General features: G+C 57.8%; 14 protein-coding genes. 13 read left to right on the top strand and 1 reads right to left on the bottom strand.

What is annotated here, in order from left to right; translation table 11 throughout:
* Positions 1-46 precede the first annotated feature (46 nt).
* From fabG to Pan97_RS08430, 13 genes are all read left to right on the top strand, one after another.
* Complete coding sequence (fabG, locus tag Pan97_RS08490) at positions 47-817, top strand: 3-oxoacyl-[acyl-carrier-protein] reductase (RefSeq protein WP_144971667.1); 771 nt, start codon at positions 47-49, stop codon at positions 815-817.
* A 190-nt stretch (positions 818-1,007) separates the two neighbouring features.
* Positions 1,008-1,268, top strand: a complete 261-nt coding sequence (gene acpP, locus Pan97_RS08485) for an acyl carrier protein (RefSeq protein ID WP_199188718.1) — start codon at positions 1,008-1,010, stop codon at positions 1,266-1,268.
* Positions 1,269-1,316: 48 nt separating this feature from the next.
* The gene (gene fabF / locus Pan97_RS08480) at positions 1,317-2,558 is read left to right on the top strand and encodes a beta-ketoacyl-ACP synthase II (protein WP_144971666.1); all 1,242 of its coding nucleotides are present in this window, start codon (positions 1,317-1,319) and stop codon (positions 2,556-2,558) included.
* Positions 2,559-2,690: 132 nt separating this feature from the next.
* Positions 2,691-3,584, top strand: a complete 894-nt coding sequence (locus Pan97_RS08475; RefSeq protein ID WP_144971665.1) for a DUF5336 domain-containing protein — start codon at positions 2,691-2,693, stop codon at positions 3,582-3,584.
* Between the two features lie 152 nt (positions 3,585-3,736).
* On the top strand, positions 3,737-4,999 hold the full coding sequence (locus Pan97_RS08470; RefSeq protein ID WP_144971664.1) for a hypothetical protein: 1,263 nt from the start codon (positions 3,737-3,739) through the stop codon (positions 4,997-4,999).
* A gap of 299 nt (positions 5,000-5,298) precedes the next feature.
* A complete protein-coding gene (locus tag Pan97_RS08465; RefSeq protein WP_144971663.1) occupies positions 5,299-6,609 on the top strand; it encodes a beta-ketoacyl-[acyl-carrier-protein] synthase family protein in 1,311 nt (436 codons plus the stop codon).
* A gap of 182 nt (positions 6,610-6,791) precedes the next feature.
* Positions 6,792-8,003: an ABC transporter ATP-binding protein gene (locus Pan97_RS08460; protein WP_144971662.1), complete on the top strand. Its 1,212-nt coding sequence runs from the start codon at positions 6,792-6,794 to the stop codon at positions 8,001-8,003.
* A gap of 124 nt (positions 8,004-8,127) precedes the next feature.
* Positions 8,128-9,342 carry a transcription termination factor NusA gene (gene nusA / locus Pan97_RS08455; protein ID WP_144971661.1) on the top strand — a complete coding sequence of 405 codons (1,215 nt, stop codon included), beginning with the start codon at positions 8,128-8,130 and terminating at the stop codon, positions 9,340-9,342.
* Between the two features lie 260 nt (positions 9,343-9,602).
* Positions 9,603-12,518 carry a translation initiation factor IF-2 gene (gene infB, locus Pan97_RS08450; protein WP_144971660.1) on the top strand — a complete coding sequence of 972 codons (2,916 nt, stop codon included), beginning with the start codon at positions 9,603-9,605 and terminating at the stop codon, positions 12,516-12,518.
* Positions 12,519-12,557: 39 nt separating this feature from the next.
* Positions 12,558-12,983, top strand: a complete 426-nt coding sequence (gene rbfA, locus Pan97_RS08445) for a 30S ribosome-binding factor RbfA (protein WP_144971659.1) — start codon at positions 12,558-12,560, stop codon at positions 12,981-12,983.
* Between the two features lie 64 nt (positions 12,984-13,047).
* Positions 13,048-13,974, top strand: coding sequence for a hypothetical protein (locus tag Pan97_RS08440; RefSeq protein WP_144971658.1), 927 nt, complete (start codon positions 13,048-13,050; stop codon positions 13,972-13,974).
* A 145-nt stretch (positions 13,975-14,119) separates the two neighbouring features.
* Positions 14,120-16,360, top strand: coding sequence for a tetratricopeptide repeat protein (locus Pan97_RS08435; RefSeq protein ID WP_144971657.1), 2,241 nt, complete (start codon positions 14,120-14,122; stop codon positions 16,358-16,360).
* 78 nt (positions 16,361-16,438) lie between these two features.
* Entirely contained in the window at positions 16,439-17,188 is a 750-nt protein-coding gene (locus tag Pan97_RS08430) for a YebC/PmpR family DNA-binding transcriptional regulator (protein WP_144971656.1), read from the top strand.
* 156 nt (positions 17,189-17,344) lie between these two features.
* On the opposite strand, the gene Pan97_RS08425 is transcribed toward Pan97_RS08430, so the two are convergent.
* On the bottom strand, positions 17,345-17,665 hold the full coding sequence (locus tag Pan97_RS08425) for a Rieske (2Fe-2S) protein (protein ID WP_144971655.1): 321 nt from the start codon (positions 17,663-17,665) through the stop codon (positions 17,345-17,347).
* Between the last annotated feature and the right edge of the window lie 41 nt (positions 17,666-17,706).

Genomic DNA, 17,706 nt, shown 5'->3' with positions numbered 1-17,706 from the left:
CGATTCCACTAACTCTTTTGAATACAACCTATTAGGCAATTTCCTCATGAGCGACGCTGAACGAACCGCACTTCCCGTTGATTTGACTGGCAAGATCGCCATCGTTACTGGTGCCTCGCAGGGGATTGGTCAGCAAATCGCCATTGGACTGGGCAAGCGCGGTGCTAAGGTCGCTTGTGTGGCCCGCAGCGCCGACAAGTTGGCCGAAACCGTCGCTGCCATTAAAGAAGCCGGCGGCGAGGCGGAAGCCTTCCCCTGCGACGTGACGTCGCGGGAAAGCGTCGAGCAACTGATCGACAAGGTTGCTGAAGACTGGGAAAAGATCGATATCCTGGTCAATAACGCTGGCGTTACCCGCGACAACTTGCTTCCCCGGATGACCGACGAAGAATGGGATACGGTCATCAACACGAACCTGCGCGGCATGTTCCTGTTCAGCCGAGCCGCGTCGAAGTACATGATGCGTGCCCGATATGGCCGGATCATCAACATCAGCAGCGTCTCCGGCATCATGGGTAACCCAGGCCAGACGAACTACTCGGCCTCGAAAGCGGGTATGATTGGTTTTACCCGCAGCTTGAGCCGCGAACTGGCCGGCCGCAAGGTAACGATCAACGCCATCTGCCCAGGCTTCATCGAATCGGACATGACCAAAGCCCTGGGCCCAGCAGTCGAAGACGAAGTCAAGAAACGCATTCCAGCCAAGCGGATGGGCAAGCCGGAAGAGATCGCGGACGCGGTCCTATTCCTGGCCAGCGATCACGCCGCCTACGTCACCGGCCAGGTTCTGACCGTCGACGGCGGCATGACCGGCTAGCATTCAATGGAAACACCTTAGTGACATTGACTTAGACACCAAATTTTTCCTAAGAGCGTGTTTCCTGAAAATTAAGATGGATAAGGTGGTCTCCACCTTGACCCGTTTTACTTGGGTCATCTATCTTGTTGAGCTTGAAACTTCATAAAAAACCAACTAGGTCACCATAGACGACCGAGCTTTCGGTCGCTTGCCCCAAAACGGAGGACACGTCGTGTCGGTTGAAGAGCGTGTAATTGAGATTGTTGCTAGCCAACTGGGTGTTGATAAAGAAAAAGTTTCCCGCGACAGCTCGTTCGTGAACGATCTGGGTGCCGACTCGCTAGACATGGTCGAGCTGGTCATGGAACTGGAAGAAGAATTTGATATCGACATTCCAGAGGATTCCGCGGATAAGATCGAAACGGTCGGTCAAGCGATCGATTACCTGGAAGAAGCCAAGAACTCCTAATCGGCTGAACTCTTCCTTCCCGCTTGTACTCCTAGCGTTCATAGAATCATGAAGCGTCGCGTTGTCGTTACCGGAATGGGGATTGTCTCCTCGCTTAGCTGCCAACTTGATCAGTTCTGGTCCAAGTTGATTGCAGGGGAGAGTGGTATCCACGAAATCAAGATCCTGGATACTTCCCGGTTCAAGGTGAAGTTCGCCGCTGACGTTCATGACTGGGCACCTGACGAGTACATCGATTCGAAGGAACAAAAGCGTCTAGACCGTTTCTCGCAGTTTGGAATGGTCGCGGGAATCGACGCCGTCACTCAATCTGGCCTCGATTTCTCGCAAGAAGATTCGTACCGCTGCGGCGTGATCCTGGGATCAGGCGTGGGGGGCATTGCCACCATCGAAGAGCAAACCGAAAAGCTTCTGACCAAGGGTGCCGATCGTGTCTCGCCGATGACGATTCCACGCCTGATGCTCAACGCCGCCGGCGGAAACATCTCGATCCGCTACGGCATGCGAGGCCCCAACTACACGGTGGCCACGGCTTGTGCCAGTGCGACCAATGCTCTGGGAGATGCTCTGAAAGCCATTCAATATGACGAAGCGGACGTCATGATTTCGGGCGGTACCGAAGCGGGCATCACCCCGATGGGAATCAGCGCCTTCTCGAACATGAAGGCCCTCTCGTTCCGCAACGACGACCCGAAAAGGGCAAGCCGTCCGTTTGATCTCGATCGCGACGGTTTCGTCATGGCCGAAGGGGCCGGCGTGGTCGTCCTGGAAGAACTCGAACACGCCAAGGCCCGCGGCGCGAACATTCTGGCCGAACTGGTAGGCTTTGGTTGCAGCGGCGATGGCGGCCACATTACCTCGCCTGACCCAGAAGGTCGCGGGGCAGCCCGGGCAATGCAGAACGCATTGAACGACGCTCACTTGGCACCGGAAAAGATTGACTACATCAACGCGCACGGAACGAGCACGCCCCCAGGCGACAAGGCCGAAACGACCGCCATCAAGACGGTCTACGGCGACCACGCCTACAAGCTGGCCGTCTCCAGCACGAAGAGCTCGCTGGGACACTCTTTAGGTGCCAGCGGCGGCATCGAACTGATCGCGTGTATCAAGGCCATTCAGGAGGGCATCGTCCCGCCGACCATCAATCTGGAAAAGCCAGATCCGGCCTGCGATCTCGACTACACGCCCAACGAAGCCAAGAACCGCAAAGTTAGCTACGCCATGAGCAACAGCTTCGGTTTCGGCGGCCACAACGCGTGTGTTATCGCGAAAGAGTACGCCGAGTAAGCCTCAAAGCATCTCTGACTCTGCGGAAGTCCTTGCGTTTTTCCTCACTTTGGGGAATGATCGGAAATAGAAAACCCTGCCTCGGGCCAATGGCAGGGATCATTTAACTTCCGTCCCGAGATTCACGCGAGCATGATTCGCATTACCTGTCCTTGCTGCGGTGTCGGCATCAATGCCGAAGAGCGTCTGATCGGCCAGACGGTCCGCTGCCCCAAATGCTTGAGCATCACCAAGGTTGTTCGTCCGAAGAGCGACAAAGACGACCTCGCGCCGGTGATCGAGCCCAGCTACGAAACCAAGACCTACGAAGATGACCGCCCGCAGCCGACCGACTGCCCGAAGTGCGACAAGGTGATTCCTGCCCAAGAGTACCTCTGCAAAGGCTGCGGCTGGCACACCAAGCTCGAAGCCTACTTCGAGGATCTCACCGAAGAAGCACTCGCGAGGGATTCCGAGCCCAAAACCAAAATGGAAAAATGGCTCGCCGAGCAGCTTCACGAACTGGCCACCCCCAGAGACTTCCTCATCGCATCGGGTCTCTGCGCGGCCTTTTTGGGTTTCGTGGCCGTGGTCGCGGGAAGAATCTTTTTCGGCCCGCTGGCGGGAACCATTGTCGGGCTGATCGTTGCTGCCGGCCTGGCGTTCGCCTGGTTCATCCTGATGCAACGATTTGGCGTACTGAATGATCCGAAGCGAGCAGAACGCCTTCAGCGAGAACGCATGGACCAGCGAACCAAGGTTGCTCGCGATCCGGGGCGGGGCAGAGGAGTCAGCGAGACGATTGCCAAGCCTGTCGGCGAATCGAGCCGAGCCGTCGCCACCGCATCGAAGCATATTTCGCTTCCCGACGAAGAGTACGACGTCGACGATATCGACCTCTTCGCCGACGAACCTGCCAAACCACGTAAAGCCGCGATACAAGACGCACCCGCCAGCTCCCCTCAGCACGCTAGCACTCCATCGGCGTCGACATCTCAAAAAACGGCCAAAAACAACGATGACGACTGGCTGAACGATCTCCTGTAACGCTGGGTTGCCGACGCATTCCGCGCGATCGGCCGATTCGCCTTGCCGCGGTTCTGCGTGGTTTCTATACTCCGGCACCTTTCGACGAAGCGTCTCAGCTACCAGTGGAATCGGCGAGACCAAATTGGCGTCGGATCATGGAGGATCGAATCATGGCACGTGGCACTCTTTTCAGCATTCTATTGGTTGCATTGACCACCCACGTGGCAACCGCTCAGTCGGAACCTCGGCCCATGCCGATCAGTGGCTCGACAACGACCGCTTCTGATACTTCGCTTCAATGGCGAAATCCAGGAGCCGCCGTTCCCAGCAGCCCTGGCAGCACCGTTCAGCCGGCCGCCTACGCCAGCGATCCACCGACACGCCAGGCCGAAAACGTCTCGAAGTCAGGTAGCCTGTTGAAGGTAACATCCGGCCTGAAAGAACTTCCTAATAGTGCCGGTCAGGTGTGGCGCGATTACGATCTCACGCCGTACACTAGCCGCGTCACCACCACCGCGAAGCCGGAGCAAGCCATCATCGACTGGATTCTGCGTGAAACAGGCACCGACGTCTGGTTCGGCGATCCCCTCGGCATGCTTTCCGCCAACAAGAGCACGCTTCGCGTCTATCACACGCCTGAGATGCAGGAAGTGGTGACCGAGGTCGTGACCAAGTTCGTCGACAGCCAAGCCGAAGTCAAAAAGCTGGGCGTTCGCCTGGTCACGGTGAAAAGCCCCAATTGGCGTCGTCTTGCCTACCGCATGATGCAGCCTGTTTCCGTGAAAACGCCAGGCATCGAGGCCTGGCTGATGAGCAAGGAAAACGCCGCTGTGCTGCTAAGTGAACTGCGACAGCGAAGCGACTTCCGCGAACATCACGCAGCCGACCTTTTGATTCACAACGGCCAATCGAGCACGATCTCGATGCTTCAGCCTCGTTCGTTCGTCCGCGGTGTTCGCGCAACGCAGACCTTCCCAGGCTACGAACTGCAAACCGACCAAATCGAGGAAGGTTTCTCGATGGAAGTCAGCCCGCTGCTGACGCCGGACGATCGCATGATCGATGCAGTATTGAAGTGCAGCGTCGACCAGGTCGAGAAGTTCGTCACCGTTGACGTCGACGTCCCCACCTCTGGTGTCCAGCGACAAGCGGTCGATATCCAGATTCCGCAAATGGTCAGTTGGCGACTGCACGAGCGTTTCCGCTGGCCGTCCGATCAAGTCTTGCTGATTAGCTGCGGTGTCGTGGCCCGGCCTCAGGCAGGCATGGCCTCGGCTGCTCAGATTCCGAGCCTTCCCAGCTTGATTCCCACCGGCCCACCGCGTGCCGACGGCTTGATGTTCGTGGAATTCAAGGGAGACGCCAAGACCGGCGCTGGCGCCCCAGTTCCGACGGCTCAGCCGAATGCTGTGGATAGCCGCGGTCGATACTAACAATCCCCCAACAGGTGGCATTCTGGCAATCGGCGTGAAGAGTCCGCTGCCAGATTCCGATTTCATAAGTACGCGGGCCCAAGGAAGTCTTTCCGCGCATCTCGCACTGGGGATGCTTGCGGTTCTGATTCGAGCGATCCAATTGGCATTACGGCACTTGGACGCCCTTCGTCAGCGTGGGGGCAGCGGCTGGCTCCCATCGACAGTGCCGCCCTAGTGGCCTAAAATTTTGGGTCACCATTAAAAATCCCCAACACCCTAGGCACAACCTAGTTTGCCCGGTGTCGATAGGCGTACGAATGCAATCGAGACGAGTCGTCATTACTGGTATGGGTCAGATCAGCCCCCTAGGGATGGATCTGGACACCTTCTCCGCAGCTTTGGAAGCGGGCACCTCCGGGATCCGCAAGATCGAGAGCTTGCCAGCCGATGCGTTACCTTCGCCATATGCCGGCGAAGCCCTCGATTTCACGGGTAATATCTCCGACTTTGGCGAAGTCGATAAGAACCAGATGCGGTCGATCCGCAAGAACCTGAAGGTCATGTGCCGCGAGATACAAATGGGGGTCGCCGCCGCGCAACGTGCCTTGCAGCACAGCGGCCTGGCAATGGGTGACTACGATCCAGAACGTTCGGGCGTCATCTTCGGTTCCGACTACATGATGACCATTCCGGAAGAGTTCGACAAAGCGACCGCCGCGTGCCTCAACGGCTCGAACGAGTTCGTATTCGAGCAGTGGGCCGAGAAGGGCCTGCCGGAGATCACACCGCTGTGGTTGCTCAAATACTTGCCGAACATGCCGGCCAGCCACGTCGCCATCTTCAACGACATGCGCGGCCCGAATAACTCGATTACGCTGCGGGAAGCTTCGGCTGGGGCGGCCCTGGGGGAAGCGATGATGACGATCGCCCGCGGCCATGCTGACGTGATCGTGGCTGGCTCGACGGGTACCCGCGTGCATGAAACCCGCACTTGCCACTCGTACCTTCAAGACCCGATCGCCAAGGGCTCGGACGAACTGAGCGGCCAATGCCTGCCGTTTGACTTGAACCGAAAGGGAATGATCATCGGCGAAGGCGCCGGATCGATCGTTCTCGAATCGCTCGAACACGCCGAGGCCCGGGGGGCCAAAATCCTGGGGGAAGTCATCGGTCAAGCGATTTGCACCGGCTGGAAGGCTGATCGCACGCCTGACCGTGCCACAGCCATCGGTAATGCGATGTCGGTCGCTTGCCGCGATGCGGGCATCCAACCAGGCGATATTCAGCACATCAACGCCCACGGCTTGGGCAGCGAGCAATCGGACTGGGACGAAGCCGCCGGTCTCACGCAGTTCCTGGGGGATCATGCCCAAAAGGTCCCAGTGGTCGCCCTGAAAAGCTATTTCGGTAACCTCGGAGCAGGTTGCGGCGTCATAGAAGTGATTGGTAGTTTGCTCGCCCAGCAGAAAAAGTCGCTGCCGGGCACCCTGGGCTATTCGACCCCGGACCCGAAGTGCCAACTGAAGGTATCGGCCGAACCCCAGGAGATCACCTCAGATGGGGTATTCGTGAGCCTGAATTTCAGCCCTCAAGGGCAGGCCTCGGCAATCGCGATTCGCGGAGTTTAATCGATTTCAGCGGATTGGCCGAAACGCTCATCCGGTACTTGAGTTGGTTGACACTCGCGGGGGTAGCCGATATCTTAACGGGATTGTGACTGCCACTAAGTTCAGCATGTAGGACGGCTTTCATTTTGAGAGCCGTTTTCCGTTTGGTAAACGAGCGAAGCACATAGCGGCAGCAGGCGATCATGGCGAAAGTCGTTCTAAATCAAGTTAGTAAACGATTTTCCGACACGGTTGCTGCTGTTCGTGAGTTGAATTTAGAGGTCGCCGACCAGGAATTCCTGGTACTGGTGGGTCCCAGTGGTTGTGGAAAGACGACCACGCTGCGGATGATCGCCGGTCTCGAGGATGTTTCCGGCGGTGTGATCACCATCGGGGACCGAAACGTCACCCACGTCTCGCCGAAAGATCGGGACATCGCCATGGTTTTCCAAAACTATGCGTTGTATCCCCACATGACGGTGCGACGAAACATGTCGTTCGGTCTGCAGCTTCGTTACGGAGGGAACATTGTTTCTCGTCTGTGGCGACGCTTGAAAGATGCCCAAAGCGCGGCAGAGCGTGAAAAGCAGTATCAGCAGATTCCGACCAAGGTCGACCAGGTGGCCGGCACGTTGGGAATCAGCAAACTGCTGGATCGCTACCCGCGAGAGCTTTCGGGCGGGGAGCGTCAACGGGTAGCCCTAGGGCGGGCTATTGTGCGACAGCCAGCTGCCTTTTTGTTTGATGAGCCTTTGTCGAATCTCGATGCGAAACTTCGCGTGGAGATGCGACGAGAATTAAAAGAACTTCACCGTCGCCTTGGTGCGACGATGATATACGTCACCCATGATCAGGTCGAAGCGATGACGCTCGGAGATCGGATCGCGGTGATGGACCAAGGAGTTCTCCAGCAAGTCGGTTCGCCGAGCGAGGTTTACCACAAGCCTGCCAATCGGTTCGTCGCCAGCTTCCTGGGAACCCCTGGCATGAACTTGCTCGAGGGTGAGTTGGTTGAAGAGAATGGCCAGGTTCAATTCCGCGCTTCCGGCGTGCAGTTGAAAGTGAGTGCCAACCAGCGTCCCGAGTTAAAACCAAGCAGTTCGAGGAAAATAGTCCTTGGAGTTCGCCCGGAAGACATCCTTTTAACCGAGGAGTCTTCTGCCGACTGCCCCCAGGCAGGACGCGGACAGGTCGAACTGGTCGAATCGCTGGGAGATACGGGCTACGTCCATATTCGTCTTCCTGGCGAGACACCTGGCAGTGAAGAGCTGCCACGTATCACGGCCAAAGCCAACGGCGCCATGTTAAGCGGCGACCTGGAAGCTCGGCCCGTGCCGATGGCATTCAGGGCCGACTCGCTGCATTGGTTTGACGTAGCAACAGGTCTTCGTCTATCGCCCGCCGGGCGAGACTGAGATCGCCTTACAATTTGGATATCCGCGGTGAATTGCCGCAAGTAAGCCTGCCCAGGCTGCGACCCCTTGGCTCATCAAGTCAAGTGCACCCCAGGCAGCACCCATCGTTGAAAGTGAAGGACTCATGAATCCGTCTGAAGTCTTGCGAATCGTTGACGCGATTCACCGGGACAAAAAGATCGACAAGGAAATCGTCTTCCAGGCGATCGAATCGGCATTGGTATCGGCTTCGCGCAAGTACCACTCCGAAGACGCCGAGGTCGTGATCAACATCGATCGGAAAGATGGGTCCATCAGCGGGACCATCGATGGCGCACCCATGGACCCGGAAGAAACGGTGGGCCGTATCGGTGCGCAAACTGCCAAACAAGTCATCATCCAAAAGATTCGCGAAGCCGAACGCGACGCACTGCACGAAGAATACGACGAACTGATCGGCCAGATGGTCAACGGCGTCGTGCATCGCAGTGAAGGGGGCGCGACGATCGTCACCCTAGATAACGTCGAATCGATTCTGCCTCGCAGCGAACAAATTCCTGGTGAATCGTTCCATGCGAATGACCGTGTGCGCGCGGTTGTGTTCGAGGTGCGCAAGCAGGGAAGCCGCGTGAAGGTGGTTCTCAGCCGTACCAATAAGAAGTTCGTGGAACGCCTGTTCGAACAGGAAATCCCGGAAATCACCGAAAACGTGATCGAAATCCGCAACATCAGTCGCGAGCCCGGCTACCGCAGTAAGGTAGCCGTCGATAGCTCGGACCAGCGCGTCGACTGCGTCGGTGCCTGCGTGGGTGTTCGCGGGAACCGCATTAAAAACATCGTGGATGAACTCGCCGGCGAACGGATCGATATCGTTCGTTGGAGCGAAAATCCGCAAGAACTGATCACCAATGCTCTTCAGCCTGCCGAGGTCGAGGAAGTGATTCTGTGCCAGATGATGGGTCGTGCCATCGTTCTGGTTCGCGAGGATCAGCTTTCCCTGGCAATCGGTCGCCGAGGGCAAAACGTCCGCCTGGCCAGCAAGCTATGCGGATGGGACATCGAGATCATGCTCCGCGAAGAACTCGAAGAGCAGATCGAACGCGCCGTGACCGGCTTCAGCTCCATCGAAGGCATCACCGACGAAGTGGCCGAGCAGCTCGTGGGGGAAGGGTTCCTTTCCTATGACGATCTCTCAGTCATCGAAACCGACGCCATGATGGAAATGGGTGAATACACGGAAGAACAAGTTGAACACATTCGCGATATGGCGGAACAAAAGGCGGAAGAGGCCGAAAAGGCCATGGAAGCCGAGCGTCGCCGTATTCGTGATGAGAAGCTTAAAGACGGCTCCGCGCAATGATTGAGCGGAGCCCCCAAATCGTATCCCCTCGGCAGCGAGGCCTTTCCCGATGAGTTCCAACTAGCGAAACGAATCGGGCAAATGGCCGCACTCGTGTGCGAGCTGCCGGATTCGCCAAGTTGCGATTGTAACGATTAGCAAATTGGCTCGTGGTTGGCAAAATAATTGGCGGGACGTAGGATTATGGGTCCCGGTAACAGGTGTCTCGTGAGGTAATCAACCTCAGGGTCACCCCAAGTAAACTCAGCAGGAAGGCCAAAGTGCCCATACGAATTTACGCGTTAGCTAAAGAACTTCAGGTAGATAGCAAGCAACTCGTCGACATCTGCAACCGTGCAGGCGTTACCGGGAAGGGGTCTGCACTTGCCAGCCTGGACGATGACGAACTCGTCAAAGTCAAGGCCTTCATGAACAAGGACTCTGGTGGCGACGGAGGCGGCCGCGGCTCGCAAAGCCGATCAGCCGTCGACGAACCGATGCGCCCGGAACGCCCGGTCCAGCCGGCCAAGCCCTCGCGAATCCGCACTCTTGGCGGTCCTCTGGGCAACAAGATGCGTCCCAAAGAGGATGAATCGCAATCGTCTTACGAGGAAGAAGTAGCGGACGAAAGCGCAGCGGTCGCCCAGGAAGAATCGACGCCGGTTTCCGCGAAGGAAGCCGCTCAAACCCCTGATGCGGAAAAGGGTGCTGAGCCAGCTGAAGTCGTTGCCGAAAAGCCGGCTGCCGATGCCCAGTCGGGGCAGGCTGACGATCAGGAAGAGGCCAAGCCTGAAGAGGAAGCGGATCAGGACGCCCCAGTTCGCAGCATTCGCCGCGGCGACTACATCGCCATCGGCTCGCAGCGTAAAGTTCGCACCCTCGGCGGTGGCAGTGGTCCGAAGCGAGAAGACGATCGCGACAAGCCCAAGCCGAAGCCCAAGAAGGTGACGCCGGTCGTCAAGATCGCCAAGATGCCGACCGCTCCGGCCCCGAAGCAGCCGACCCAATCGAAAGAGCCGGCCGCTCAAAAGCCGATCATGCAGCTCCCCAAGGAAGCCATCAAAGGCGCCAAGAAGGGGCAGAAAGCACCGCTTGAAGAATTCACCAAGCTGCACGAGAAGAAGCGTAAGTCCAAGGATCGCAAATCCTCGGCAGACTTTGAAGAAGTAGTCGAAGTTCGTGATGACGCCGAGGCACCAGCCAAGGGCAAAGGTAAGGGTAAAGGCAAGTCGACCGGGATGGCTGGCATGGCCGGCAGCCGCGACGCGCGAACCCAGGGCCGCAAGCGTTCCAAGTCGATCTCGGCCGACATGAATGAAGGGGACGAAACGCGCGGTCGCCGTCAGCGCCCCCGTCGCGAAAAGTCAGGCCCCAAGATTTCGACGGCTGCACCACGTAAAACGGACGTCGCGTTGGAACTGCCATGCACGCTGCGTGAGTTTTCCGAAGCGACCGGCCTGCCCGCCCAAGCCGTCCAGCGGACGCTCATGGCGTTCGGCCAGATGGTGACCATCAACGCCACTCTCGATGCCGAAACGGCCGAGTTGATCGCAGCCGAACATGGCGTCGATCTCAAGATCAAAGAACCGGAGTCGATCGAAGACACCCTCATCTCGCAGATCGAGGATCAGGTCGACGACGAAAACGATTTGGCCGAACGTCCGCCCGTGGTTACGTTCCTGGGTCACGTCGACCACGGTAAAACGTCGCTGTTGGATAAGATCATCGGCCTGGACGTCGTCAGCGGCGAAGCCGGCGGGATCACCCAGCACATTCGTGCCTACATCGTCGACAAGGGAGACAAGAAAATCTCCTTCGTCGATACGCCGGGTCACGAAGCGTTTACCGAAATGCGTGCCCGTGGTGCCAACGTGACCGACATTGCCGTGCTGATTGTGGCCGCCGACGACGGTGTGATGCCGCAAACGGAAGAAGCCATCAGCCACGCCAAAGCGGCCGAAGTACCGATCATCGTGGCACTCAACAAGATGGACGTCCCCGGTGCCAATCCCGACCGAGCCCTGCAGCAGTTGTCGCAGCATGGCCTGTTGCCGGCCGAATGGGGCGGTGACGTCGAAGTGGTGAAGACCAGCGCCATCACCGGCGAAGGGGTCGACGCGCTGCTGGAAACCATCTTGCTGACCTCCGAAATCCACGAATACAAAGCCAACCCCAGCCGCGACGCGGTCGGCGTTTGCCTGGAAGCCGAACAAGAGTCGGATCGTGGCGTGCTTGCCAAGCTGATCGTCAACAACGGTACCCTGAAAGTAGGCGACGTGATCGTCTGCGGTAGTACCTTTGGCCGTGTCAAAGCGATGTACGATACGCTTGACGCCCGCAAGCGTCTGGAAGAAGCCGCTCCTTCGACCCCGGTCAACGTCACCGGTTTCGACGAAGCTCCTGCCGCCGGCGAGAAGTTCTACGTATTGAAAGACATCGCCGATGCACGCGAGATCGCCGAAATGCGATCGGACCGCAGCCGCGCCGATAAGCTCGGTGGCCACACCGTCAAGGTTTCGTTCGAGCAATTCCAGGAACGTCTGCAATCCGGCAACCTGGCCGGCGACGACGCAGGCATCGTCTACCTGAACATCATCTTGCGAGCCGACACGCGTGGTTCGATCGAGGCGATTCAGAAAGAACTCGACAAGCTCGATCACCCCGAAGTCAAGGTCCGCGTGATGCAGGCCACCGTGGGTGGTGTGACCGTGGCCGACGTGACGCTCGCTTCCGCTTCGAATGCGGTCATCGTGGCGTTCAACGTCATTCCGGATGAAGCGGCACGTAGCCTGGCCGATGATCGCGGCGTGGAAATTCGCCGTTACGACATCATCTACAAGGTGACCGAAGACATCAAACTGCTGCTCGAAGGTCAGCTCAAGCCCGAGTCCCGCGTCACGGAACTGGGCCGCGCCTTGGTTCAGCGAACGTTCTCGATCAGCCGTATCGGTACCATCGCCGGTTGCCGCGTTTTGGGCGGCATCATCGAACGCGGTTGCCGGATCCGGGTCAACCGCGACGGACGTGGTATCGGCGACTATCCGTTGGATTCGCTCAAACGAGAAAAGGACGATGCCAAGGAAGTCCGCGAAGGCTACGAGTGCGGTATCAAGCTCTCGGGCTTCAACGACATCAAGGAAGGGGACATTCTCGAAGCTTTCAAGGTCGAGGAATTCGCTCGTACCCTGGAAAGCTAAACACCCCTCTTGATGCCCCTAACTACGGGGAAAGGACCTATGGCGTCTCGTCGAACATTGAAAGCCGCATCTGCGATTCGGGAAGTTGTCAGCATGGCAATCCTGACGCAGCTGCGCGACCCGCGCGTCAAAGACGTGACGGTAACCAAAGTGGAAGTGGCGGGCGACATGCGCAGTGCCAAGGTCCACGTTTCCATCATGGGAGACGAAAAGAAGCAGCAACTCTGCCTCAATGGTCTCCGCCGCTCGGCCGGCTTCCTGCAGTCGTGCATCAAGGACCGTATCGACACGCGTTACATCCCGAAACTCGAATTCGAGATCGACAAGGGGGTAAAGCAGTCGCTGGAAGTCAGCCGCATTCTGAAGGAAGTTCTGCCGCCGTCGGAAGACGAGGATGTCTCGGAAGAGGAACTGGCAGACGAAGATTGGGAACCGGAAGACGACGACTCGGACGAGTCTTCGTAGTTGTCCCGCGAATCCGTTTGCCTTTCATCCCGCCCATTACAACCAAGAGACTTCACACAACGCCATGGCCGCAGCAAACCGAGCAAACGTCTTCACCGCTTGCCACAAGATCGTCAAAAAGCATTACACGACCGCCGGTCCTGACAAACGGTCGATCCTCGAGCAACTCGTGTTTTCCGCCATCCTGGAAAACGCCCCGCATAAAGTCGCCGAAGAATGCTACGGCACGCTTCAAAGCGAGTACTTCGACTGGAACGAAGTCCGCGTGACGAGCGTTCCCGAACTGGCCGAAATGTTTGCCAAGCACCCGATGCCGGACGTTGCCGCGACGCGTGTAAAGACGCTGCTGCAAAACATTTTCGAGGCCATCTACACCTACGACCTGGAAGGCCTGAAGAAGGGGAACCAGGGCAAGGCCGTCGCCAGCATCGAAAAGTATGGCGCCACGCCATTTGTGGTCGGGTACGTCACCCAGCACGGCCTCGGCGGCCATTCGATCCCGGTCGATCGGGCTCTGTTGAATCTGATGTTTGTCCTCGGTGCGATCACCGACAAAGAACTCGAAAAGCAGGCCATCCCCGGCATGGAGCGGGCCATTCCCAAAACCAAGGGGGTCGAGTTCTCCGACATGGTCCACGAACTGGCCGTAGATTTCCAGAATGCACCGTTCTCGAAGAAGATTCGTGACCTGCTTTTGGAAATCGCCCCCGACGCCAAGTCGCGTTTCCCTAAACGGGTAAGCGAAGAACCGCCAGCACCGAAGGAAGACCCCGCTAAGGAAGCAGCGGCTCCGAAGAAGAAGACGACGACCAAGAAGGCCACCACCAAAAAGGCCGCTCCCACTAAGGCCGCCAAGTCGACCACTAAGAAGGCTGCCACCAAGAAAACGGCCAAGGCCGAACCCGCCAAGAAGAAGGCCACCAAGTCGACCACCAAAAAGGCCGCAACGAAGAAAACGTCGACGCGAATCACCAAAAAGAAGCCTAAATAGAACTGCTCCTCACCCGAACGAGGTGGCAGGTTTCATCTTGGACCATTTCCCCCGTCCAGGATAGAATTCATGGCAAACCGATCCCCAGCAGATCTAAACCTGCTGCCGAATCGATTCATCCACTCCTCGCCCGGTTGAGGGTCCTATGATACTTCGTCCATCTTCATGGATGCTGCCGCTGTTTGCGGCTCTCGTTCTAGGCAGCGTCATCCCAAGGTCACTGGCCGCCGCCGAAAGTTCCTCGGCCGAGGAAGTTGTCGCCTCCAACCGTGGCAAAGATGAACTTCCGTTTTCTCAGTTGCCGGAACCGTTGATCGAGAAAACCCCTCGTAACGAATCGGCCGAGAATCGTCTTCAACTGACGACGCTGCTGACCAAGGCCCGCCTGCAAGATCATCGCGGCGACGTAGCCGGCGCCCTGGAAACCTATCAACGCGCTTACCGCCTAAGCCCCGGCTCGGCCACCATCCTCCAAGAGATCGTGCGACTTGGTTTTCTGCTGCAGCGAAACGAAATCGCATCGCGGTATGCCATTCTGCTGGCGGAAAACCAAATGACGATGACGGCCGATGCCTTGCAGCGGGTCGCTCAGTACTGTCTGGAAGATGGCCAAACCGAACGAGCCATTCAACTTTACGAACGCGCGCTCGCGCTGCTTAAAAAAGAAGGTGCCCACACCCAGGCGCTGGGCATCCACTTCCGTTTGCTCAGCACCTATCAATCGCACGGCGAACCTAAAATGGCAGCGCGTCATGCCAACGAAGTCGCCAAGATGATCGGCGAGCCGGATAAGTTTGAACTCGATGGGGTCGTCGAGCAGTTCACCAGTGGCGGGCTTCGTTCGACGTTTGAAAAACTGGGGGATGTTTACCTGGAAGCAGACCAGCCCGACAAGGCCGCCAAGATGTTCGCCAAGGCCGAAGAGATCGATCCCAGCCCCGAAGTCCACCTGATACACCTGGCCAAAGTTCTCGCTGCCCGCAAAGACTGGGCTGGGGCCCAAGGCAAACTCGACCAGTACCTGGACGCCGATCATCGCGTGTCCGGCCAAGAGCCGTACGCACTGCTGCTGAAGGTTCGTCAGCAGATGGCCGATAGCCCCGAGGCCGCCCGAAAGGAAGTCATCGACCGGCTGCGAAAGCTGCACGATGCGTCCCCCGACTTCGCACCGCTGGCGTACTTTCTGACCAGTCTCTACGCCCAGCAAGAAGACTGGGACAACGTCATCGCCGTCGCGGCACCTCTGATCGAAGAAGAGACCGATGCCGATGCGCTCAATAACCTCTGCCAGGCCTACATCGCCAAGTCCGATTGGCCTGCACTAGTCTCGCTGTTGGCAACGTCGCTCGACGGGAACTACAACCTCGATACGATCAACGAGCCACTCGATAAATTGATCGCCGATCAAAAGAAGTGGGATCAACTGGCGGCTTACTTGAAGTCGCTCACTCCGGCGGAACGTTCGCTCAACGAGCGGATCGGCATTGCTCGGCTCTATCAGCTGGCCAGCCAAGGCCAGACTGCCTGGTCGTGGGCGGAGTCCGCTTTCCCTGATCTCGACAACCAGGAAGAGGCCCGCCTGCTGATGCAATTCGGACTACAAGCGTTCCGAGACCAGCAGGAAGAGGTCGCCGAACAGGCCTTTCGCACGGCCATCAAGCTTGGTCTGCCGAAGTCGCAAACTTCGCTGTTCTACTTCTACCTGGCCACCACGCTCGAGATGCAAGGCAAAACGTCCGACGCATTGCGAACCGCCAAGCGAGCAGCACTGCTGGACGAGGAGTCGGCCCTGCTGCGAAGTCGTATTCCGTGGACCCTCTACCATGCTGGCCGCACCGAAGAAGCGGTGAAGGAGTATCAAACGCTGCTCGAGAAGTTCTCCGATGACTTCGCGAACCAGCAAACTCGCCAGGTGATTCGCGACGCCAAGCGATTGTTATCCGCGATTGCCGGACAAAGGGACGATCTGCCCCAGGCAACCGAATGGCTGGAACAGGTGCTCGATGAATTCCCCGACGATACCGGCGCGATGAACGACCTCGGTTATCTTTGGATCGACCATGAAAAGAACCTGGGGCGAGGGTTCGCCATGATCCAGAAAGCGGTCGCGAAAGAGCCCGACAACTACGCCTATCTCGATAGTCTCGGCTGGGCCTATTACCGCCTGGGTCAGTACGAACAGGCCGTCTCCACCTTGGAGCACGCCGCCAAGCTCGCCGAAAGCAAAGACGGCACGGTCCTCGATCACCTGGGGGATGCCTATCTTGCCTTGGGACAAAAAGAGAAAGCCCTGGCCAGTTGGAAGCAAGCCAGCGACGTCCTACAAGACGATGACGATGCCGAGATTCTCTCGCAGGTCGAGTCCAAACTGAAGACGCACACCTAAGCGGTACCGCATTACAACATTCCCCATTCACCCCGTTGCCCACTGGCGGCACGCACAGACCGACGAGAATCTGAGACGATGGCAGGACATTCCCACTGGGCCAACATCAAACGCAAAAAGGAAGCCGTCGACAATAAGCGCGGCAAGATCTGGAACAAGTGTTCGAAAGCTCTTACGGTCGCTGCCCAGATGGGCGGAGGAGATCCCGCCGCCAACCCGCGACTGCGATTGGCCATTTCCGCTGCCAAAAGTGCTCGGATGCCCAATGACACGATCGATCGCGCCATCAAGAAGGGAACCGGTGAGTCGAAGGGGGACGCGTTCGAAGAGATCCTCTACGAAGGGTACGGCCCATGCGGCGTTGCGGTGTTGGTCGACACGCTGACCGACAATCGAAACCGCACCGCGCCCGAACTGCGGAAGCTATTCGACACCCACGGGGGCAACCTGGGGGCCAGCGGCTGCGTGGCTTGGAACTTCGATCGCAAAGGAGTCTTCCACATCCTGCTCGATCAGTCGACCGAAGAACAACTCATGGAGATCACCCTGGAAGCCGGCGCCGATGACATCCAGCGGGAAGCAGAACATTTCACGGTCACCTGCGAGCCCGAAGTTTACTCCGACGTTCAAGAAGCCTTGGAGAAGGCCGGTATCGAAGTCGACGACTCCAGCGTCACGCGGATTCCCAAAGATCATGTCGACGTGGAAGGCAATGATGCCAAAAAGCTCATGAAACTGATGGCCGCACTGGACGACCACGACGACGTCCAAGGAGTCTCGGCGAACTTCAACATCTCGGATGAAGTGATGGCCGAAATCGACGGCTAGAGCGTTTCCAAGTTAGGTGTAGCGTCCTGGGCGTCGGCGAGGCAAGCTGGACAAGGCGACCGAAGCAGGCGAGTCCTTTTGATTCGTCGATGCAGGTCAACGAAGTCCCGCGCGGCCGCAGCCAGCCAAAGACGCTACAGATGAATTGGAACCGCTCTAGTTCGTCTTTTCATTCACGCGAACCTGGATCTCTTCGTCCACCACACGGACCTCGAAGCAGTCGACCTTGATCTTCGGATTATCGAGCCAGGCCCCATCGCACAGCTGAAATCCCCAAGCATGCCACGGACAGACGACCACGCCGTCTTCCAGTGGCCCAGAAGCCAGCGACGCCCCCATGTGCGGGCAAAAGTCGTCGATCGCCTGGTAGCCTTCTTTCGTGTTGAATACGGCAACCGTGCGTCCCCCGACGTTGAAGGCCTGACCTTCCCCCTCAGGGATATCACCAACTTTTGCAACGGTATGAAAATCAGACATGGGGTAAACTCGTGATCTGGACGAAAACCTTCGCCCTGGAA

Origin of the sequence: Bremerella volcania (assembly GCF_007748115.1) — a bacterium.
Classification (GTDB): domain Bacteria; phylum Planctomycetota; class Planctomycetia; order Pirellulales; family Pirellulaceae; genus Bremerella; species Bremerella volcania.
Note: the sequence above shows the minus strand (reverse complement) of the source record. Positions and strands in the feature narration are given on the sequence as shown.

What these genes read in the sequence shown, in the direction of transcription:
- fabG (WP_144971667.1), top strand. Translation starts at nt 47, where the DNA reads ATGAGCGACGCTGAACGAACCGCACTTCCCGTTGATTTGACTGGCAAG.
- fabF (WP_144971666.1), top strand. Translation starts at nt 1,317, where the DNA reads ATGAAGCGTCGCGTTGTCGTTACCGGAATGGGGATTGTCTCCTCGCTT.
- Pan97_RS08475 (WP_144971665.1), top strand. Translation starts at nt 2,691, where the DNA reads ATGATTCGCATTACCTGTCCTTGCTGCGGTGTCGGCATCAATGCCGAA.
- Pan97_RS08470 (WP_144971664.1), top strand. Translation starts at nt 3,737, where the DNA reads ATGGCACGTGGCACTCTTTTCAGCATTCTATTGGTTGCATTGACCACC.
- Pan97_RS08465 (WP_144971663.1), top strand. Translation starts at nt 5,299, where the DNA reads ATGCAATCGAGACGAGTCGTCATTACTGGTATGGGTCAGATCAGCCCC.
- Pan97_RS08460 (WP_144971662.1), top strand. Translation starts at nt 6,792, where the DNA reads ATGGCGAAAGTCGTTCTAAATCAAGTTAGTAAACGATTTTCCGACACG.
- nusA (WP_144971661.1), top strand. Translation starts at nt 8,128, where the DNA reads ATGAATCCGTCTGAAGTCTTGCGAATCGTTGACGCGATTCACCGGGAC.
- rbfA (WP_144971659.1), top strand. Translation starts at nt 12,558, where the DNA reads ATGGCGTCTCGTCGAACATTGAAAGCCGCATCTGCGATTCGGGAAGTT.
- Pan97_RS08440 (WP_144971658.1), top strand. Translation starts at nt 13,048, where the DNA reads ATGGCCGCAGCAAACCGAGCAAACGTCTTCACCGCTTGCCACAAGATC.
- Pan97_RS08435 (WP_144971657.1), top strand. Translation starts at nt 14,120, where the DNA reads ATGATACTTCGTCCATCTTCATGGATGCTGCCGCTGTTTGCGGCTCTC.
- Pan97_RS08430 (WP_144971656.1), top strand. Translation starts at nt 16,439, where the DNA reads ATGGCAGGACATTCCCACTGGGCCAACATCAAACGCAAAAAGGAAGCC.
- Pan97_RS08425 (WP_144971655.1), bottom strand. Translation starts at nt 17,665, where the DNA reads ATGTCTGATTTTCATACCGTTGCAAAAGTTGGTGATATCCCTGAGGGG.